The sequence below is a fragment of the Streptomyces sp. CRN 30 genome, from assembly GCF_034105845.1.
Map to the genome: position 1 here is coordinate 1 of NZ_JAVRHI010000528.1, position 6,154 is coordinate 6,154.

Below are 6,154 nucleotides of genomic sequence, written 5' to 3' on the forward strand. Positions count from 1 at the left end.
CGCGGAGGGGGCGGCCGGGGCGCCGTACGGGCCGGTCCGCGCGGGCGCCTGCGGCATCGCCGGCATCGCGAAGGGCTGACCGCCCGGCTGGGGCGGCGGCGGGGCGTACCAACCGGGCTGGCCCTCCCCGGGCACCGGCAATGGGGGAGGCTGCATGCCGGGCGGCAGCGGCTGCATCAGCCCTTCCTTCTGGTCGATCGTCGAGCGGTAGTCGACGGCGGCCTGCGTCATCCGCATGTACGCCTCCTCCAGCGAGGCCTGGTGCGGCGACAGCTCCCACAGCCGTACGTCGGCGTCGTGCGCGAGGTCGCTGATCCGGGGCAGCGGCAGCCCGGTGACTCTGAGCGCGCCGTCCGGCTCGGGCAGCACCTGCCCGCCCGCCTCCGTCAGCGCGGCCGTGAGCTTCTCCCGCTGCTCGGTGTCGGGGGTGCGGGCGCGCGCGAAGTCGGCGGAGTTCGCCGCGATGAAGGCCCTGACGCTCATGTCGGCGAGCAGCTGGCCGCGCCCGATCACGATCAGGTGCTCCGCGGTCAGCGCCATCTCGCTCATCAGGTGCGAGGACACGAACACGGTGCGCCCCTCGGCGGCGAGTGACTTCATCAGGTTGCGCACCCAGAGGATGCCCTCCGGGTCGAGGCCGTTGACCGGCTCGTCGAAGAGCAGCACCTGCGGGTCGCCGAGCAGCGCCGCGGCGATGCCGAGCCGCTGCCCCATACCGAGCGAGAACCCCTTGGACCGCTTCCGGGCCACCTCCTGCAGGCCGACGACCCCGAGGACCTCGTCCACGCGCCGCTCCGGGATGCCCGACAGCTGCGCGAGGGACATCAGATGACTGCGGGCGCTGCGGCCCCCGTGCACGGCCTTCGCGTCCAGCAGGGCACCGACGTGGCGGGGGGCGTTCGGCAGTTTCCGGTACGGGTGGCCGCCGATCGTCACATGGCCGGACGTGGGGTTGTCCAGACCGAGGATCATGCGCATCGTCGTCGACTTGCCCGAACCGTTCGGGCCGAGGAAGCCGGTGACGGTACCCGGCCTTACCTGGAAGGAAAGGTTGTACACGGCCGTCTTGGCGCCGTAGCGCTTCGTCAGGCCGACTGCCTCGATCATTCTCCGCACCCATCGAAAGGTTCAGGACGCCGGGTCGTACGCCCCCGTAAGGGTTAGGAGGATATCGGTGAGCTGACGGTTCCCACCAAGGCGTGCAGGCGTGCGGGGACCCCACGCCCTAGGCGTCACGCCGCTTCAGCAGTACGTACCCGCCCACGAGCGCCGCGACGACCCACAGGGCCATGATGCCGAGCCCGCCCCACGGGCCGTACGGGGTGTCGTCGCCGGTCCGCGGGACCACTTCCATGATCTTGCGGCCGGCCTGGTCGGGCAGGAAGCGGCCGATCTTCTCCGTGGCCGGGACGTTGCCCAGGACGCTGGAGATCAGGAAGAAGAACGGCATCAGGATGCCGAGCGACAGCATCGGGGAGCGCAGCATCGTCGCGACGCCCATCGAGAACACCGCGATGAGCGTCATGTAGAGCCCGCCGCCGATCACCGCGCGCAGCACCCCGGCCGCCCCGATCGACGTGCCGTGTTCGTCGAGCATCGCCTGGCCCAGGAAGAACGCGGCGAAGGCGGTGGCGAGCGACACGAGCAGGGCGAGCACCGTGGCCACCGCGATCTTGCCGAAGAGGAAGCTGCCGCGCCGCGGGACGGCCGCCAGCGAGGTGCGGATCATGCCGGTGCTGTACTCGTTCGACACGACGAGCACCCCGAACACGATCATCGCCAGCTGCCCCAGGCTCATCCCGGCGAAGCTGATGAGCGTCGGATCGAAGGAGAGCCGGTCCGGCGTGTCCGACCGGTCGAACTCCCGGTCCGTCAGCGCGGAGATCAGCATGCCGAGGGCGAGGGTGACGACCACGGCGAGCGACAGCGTCCACACCGTGGACGCCACCGAGCGGATCTTGGTCCACTCGGAGCGGACGACCTGCGGTGCCGTCATGCTCCGGCCCCCTTCCGCCGGTCGCCGCCCCACCGCGGGGACGGCGGCGGCCCGGGCGGCCCCGCGTGCGCGTGGTACTCCACGGACTCGGCCGTCAGCCGCATGAACGCCTCCTCGAGCGAGGCCTGCCGGGGACTCAGCTCGTGCAGCACGACCCCGTGCCGCGCGGCCAGCTCACCCAGGTGCTCCGGCCGCGCGTCGTCCACCTCCAGCGCGCCGCCGTCCGCCTCGACGGGCGTGATCCCCGCCGCGTGCAGCAGGTCGAGCAGCTGCTCACGCTGCGGCGTGCGCACCCGCACGTACGAGCGGGAGTTGCGCCGGATGAAGTCCGCCATGGAGGTGTCGGCGAGCAGCCGGCCCTGTCCGATGACGACGAGGTGCTCGGCGGTCACCGCCATCTCGCTCATCAGGTGCGAGGAGACGAAGACCGTACGGCCCTCGGCGGCCAGGTTCTGCATCAGCGTGCGGATCCAGTGGATGCCCTCCGGGTCGAGCCCGTTGACCGGCTCGTCGAACATCAGGATCCGTGGGTCGCCCAGCAGCGCGCCCGCGATGCCGAGCCGCTGGCCCATGCCGAGCGAGAAGTTCTTCGCCTTCTTGCGGGCCACCGCGCCGAGCCCCACCGTGTCGAGGACCGCGCGCACCCGGCTGGCCGGGATGCCGTTGCTCTGGGCGAGACACAGCAGGTGGTGGTAGGCGCTGCGGCCACCGTGCACGGCTTTCGCGTCCAGCAGGGCGCCGATGTGGTGCAGCGGGTCCCTGAGCCGGTCGTAGTGGGTGCCGTCGACGCGGACGTCGCCCGCGGTCGGCCGGTCGAGGCCCAGGATCATCCGCATGGTGGTCGACTTGCCGGCGCCGTTGGGCCCGAGGAACCCGGTCACGAGGCCCGGCCGGACGGCGAAGGTGAGGCGGTTGACCGCCACCTTCTCGTCGTACCGCTTGGTCAGCCCCTCGAGCTCGATCATGGAGATCACGCTAGGACGGGACGAAGCCCCCTGCCACTTCACGGGCAGGGGGCTTTCGTACGGGCGGACCCTCGGGCGTCGCCGGGGCCGCTGTGCCTTACCGGGACTGCTGCGCCGGGACCCCGCGGGAGATCGGCTCGTCGTCCGTCGCCGGCGTACCGGCCGCGGCGACCGCGGCACCGGTGAGCGTCGCGAGCATCTCGCGGACGTTCGTGAGCTGGGCGTTGATCGAGTCGCGGCGGTTGGTGAGGGCGGCCAGCTCGCGCTCGGACTCGGAACGGATCCGGTCGGCCTTGGCGTTGGCGTCGGCCACGATGTCCTCGGCCTGGCGCTGCGCGGTCTCCACCGTCTGGCGGGCGCGGCGCTCGGCGTCGGTGCGCAGCTTCTCGGCCTCCAGGCGCAGCTGCTCGGCCCGGTGCTCGATCTCGGCCAGGCGCTTCTCGGCCTTGGCCTGACGGGAGGCCAGGTCGCGCTCGGACTGCTCGCGGCGCTTGGCCAGGTTGGTCTCGAAGTCCGCGGCGGCCTGGGCGGCCTTGGCGCGGGTCTCCTCGAAGAGGGCGTCCGCCTCCTCGCGCTTGGACTGCGCGTCCTTCTGCGCCTCGGCGCGCAGCTGGGACGCGTCGCTCTTGGCCTTCTCGACGATCCGGACGCCCTCGTCCTCGGCCTTGGCCTTGCGCTCGGCCGAGAAGGACTCCGCGTCGTTGCGCACCTGCTGGGCGGCGGACTCGGCCAGCTCACGGTGCTGCTCGGCGGCGCGGCGAGCCTCCTCGCGCAGGTCCTTCGCCTCTTCCTCGGCGAGACGGAGGATCTTCTCGACGCGCGCGCCGAGACCCGCGTACGACGGCTCGGCGTCACTGACCGCGGCCTGGGCGTTCTGCGTCTCGAGGTGCAGCTCCTCGATGCGCTTTTCCAGAGCAGTGATACGGGCCAGAGCACTGTCACGGTCGGAGACGAGCTTCGAGATGCGTTCGTCCACCTGAGCGCGGTCGTACCCACGCCGCACAAGCTCGAAGCCGTAGGGGGAAGTGTCGCTCATGGGGTTCCTGTCGAAAGAGACCGGTGAGGTGATAGGTGGAATCCTAGGGGGCATAGCGGCGTGTCATCGAGCGGATGCGCGTTTGATCTGGACAATGACACCCCTTTTGAGTGGTCGACCGTTGGGGGGACTTGCCAGGATTTGTGTGCCGAAATCCCGGCGAAACGCGCTGCGGTGCCTCCCGCCGGGCGGTACCGGGAGGATCGGGGTCCTCCCGCGTCACTCGCGCGTACTCCCGCCACTGCGGCCGGTGGACCAAGTTACCTTAGGTCACGGGACCTTGACACCGCGCATCCGGACAACGGGCCGGATGAGGCGGAACCGTAACCTCATCCACCTCGCTCCGCTAGCTGTCCGACGCCTTGCCACTCGAACGGGTGGCGCCCGCGGTGGCCCCGGCCTTCACACCGTCCTTGCCGCCCGGAGCCTCGAAAGACTCCAACGCCTCCAGGACGTCCTGGACACGGGAGATCTCCGCATTGATGTCCTGGCGCCGCCGGACCAGGACCTCCAGCTCGCGCCTGCCCTCCTCGACGGTGGCCTTCGCCTCGCGGATCGCCTCCGCCTTGAGCTCCTCGGCCTCGCGGACGAGCGTGGCCTTCTTCTGCTCGGCCTCCTTCAGCAGCCCCTCCGCCTTCTTGACGGCGGCGATGCGCACCTTGCCCGCCTCGGAGTTGGCCTCCGAGACCAGCTCCTTGGCCTTGGCCTGTGCCTTCGCCAGCTGCTCCTCGGCGGCCTTGATGAGGGCGTCGCACCGGTCGCCCGCCGCCTTCATCGTCTCGGCCGACTCGCGCCGGGCCCGCTCGTGCAGCTCCTCGATCTCGCTCGTGATGCGGTCGCGCAGCTCCTCGGCGCGCTCCCGGATCGCGGTCGCGTCCCGCCGCGCCCCGACCAGCAACTCGTCGGCGTCCGTGCGGGCCCGCTCGACCCGGGCGTTGCCCTCCACGGTCGCCTCTTCGATCAGGCGCTCGGCCTCCTTGCGGGCCGCGCCGACCATCGTGTCGGCCTGCGCCTCGGCGTCCGCGGTCGTCCTGAGCGCGTTCGACTGGGCCTCGGAGATCAGCTTGTCGGCCTCGCCCGCGGTCTCCGTGATCAGCTTGTCGACCTGCTCGGCCGCCTCGGAGCGCCGCTTGTTGGCCTCCTTGCGGGCCTCGTCGAGGGTCCGCTCGGACTCCTCGCGCGCGGCCGCGGTGACCCGCTCGGCCTCGGCCTCGGCCTGAGCCCTGACCCGCCCGGCCTCGTCGCGCGTCCGCTCGGCGTGCTGCTGTGCCGAGGCCACGGTCTCGGTCGCCTCGGCACGCAGCCGCTCGGCGTCACCGGTCGCGTCCGCGATCAGACGTTCGGCCTCCGCCGTCGACTCGGCGCGCAGCCGCTCGGTCTCGGCGGCCGTCTCCGTGGTGAGCCGCGTCGCCTCGGCCGCCGCCTCGGTGATGAGGGTGTCGGCCTGCGTGGCCGCGTCCGAACGGATGCGGTTGGCGTCCTCGCGGGCCTCCGCCCGGGTGCGGGTGGCGTCCTGCTCGGCCTTCGCAATGGTGTCCGAGGCCTCGGTCCGCACCCGCTGGGCGTGGTCGGAGGCCTCCGAGCGGACACGCTCCGACTCGGTGATCGCCTCCGCGACGGTGCGCTCCGCCAGCGACTTGGCGGCCTCCGCCTCCTCGGTCGCCTCGCGCCGTACCCGGGTCGCCTCCTCGGCCGCGTCGCGCCGGACCCGGGTCGCGTCCTCGCCGGCCCGCTCCCGCTCCGCGTACGCGTCGGCACGGACCCGGTCGGCCTCCTCCTGCGCCTCGGTGCGCGTCCGGTCCGCCGCGTGCTCGGCGGCGCTGCGCAGGCCGGTGATCTCCTCCTGGGCCTGCTCGTGCAGCCCGGCCACCGACTCGCGCACCTGCTGGGCGTGGAGCTCGGCGGCCGACACCATCTCGGTCGCCCGCCGGTCGGCCTCCTCGACCAGCCGGGTCGCCTCGGTCTCGGCCTCCTCCACGCGCTTGCGCGCCGAGGCCAGCAGTTCCTCGCTCTGCTCGCGGGCCCGCTCCCGCTCCTGGTCGGCCTCCTGCCGCGCCGAACCGAGGGTCTCCTCGGCCTCGCGGCGGCGCCGGGCGGCCTCCTCCTGCGCGGCGGCCAGCGTCTCGGCGCTCTCGGCGGCCAGCCGCTCGGCCGCGG

Annotated in this window: 4 protein-coding genes and 1 pseudogene; all 5 read right to left on the reverse strand. The window is 72.3% G+C overall.

Going from position 1 to position 6,154, the window contains the following annotated elements; all coding sequences use genetic code 11:
- The coding region (locus UW392_RS61845) for an ABC transporter ATP-binding protein (RefSeq protein WP_320784302.1) at positions 1 to 1,107 on the reverse strand (1,107 nt) is incomplete at its 3' end.
- Between the two features lie 118 nt (positions 1,108 to 1,225).
- Positions 1,226 to 1,996 (reverse strand): ABC transporter permease, encoded by a 771-nt coding sequence (locus tag UW392_RS61850; RefSeq protein ID WP_320784303.1) that lies wholly within the window; start codon positions 1,994 to 1,996, stop codon positions 1,226 to 1,228.
- Positions 1,993 to 2,961 carry an ATP-binding cassette domain-containing protein gene (locus UW392_RS61855; protein WP_320784304.1) on the reverse strand — a complete coding sequence of 323 codons (969 nt, stop codon included), beginning with the start codon at positions 2,959 to 2,961 and terminating at the stop codon, positions 1,993 to 1,995. The genes UW392_RS61850 and UW392_RS61855 overlap by 4 nt, the downstream gene beginning before the upstream one ends.
- 97 nt (positions 2,962 to 3,058) lie before the next feature.
- A complete protein-coding gene (locus UW392_RS61860; RefSeq protein ID WP_320784305.1) occupies positions 3,059 to 3,997 on the reverse strand; it encodes a cellulose-binding protein in 939 nt (312 codons plus the stop codon).
- Positions 3,998 to 4,343: 346 nt separating this feature from the next.
- Positions 4,344 to 6,154 (reverse strand): annotated as a pseudogene (locus UW392_RS61865) (hypothetical protein); the annotation flags it as partial.

Bases quoted from the DNA above. Each gene is read 5' to 3' on its own strand.
- UW392_RS61850 (WP_320784303.1), bottom strand. From the start codon at position 1,996: ATGACGGCACCGCAGGTCGTCCGCTCCGAGTGGACCAAGATCCGCTCG.
- UW392_RS61860 (WP_320784305.1), bottom strand. From the start codon at position 3,997: ATGAGCGACACTTCCCCCTACGGCTTCGAGCTTGTGCGGCGTGGGTAC.
- UW392_RS61855 (WP_320784304.1), bottom strand. From the start codon at position 2,961: ATGATCGAGCTCGAGGGGCTGACCAAGCGGTACGACGAGAAGGTGGCG.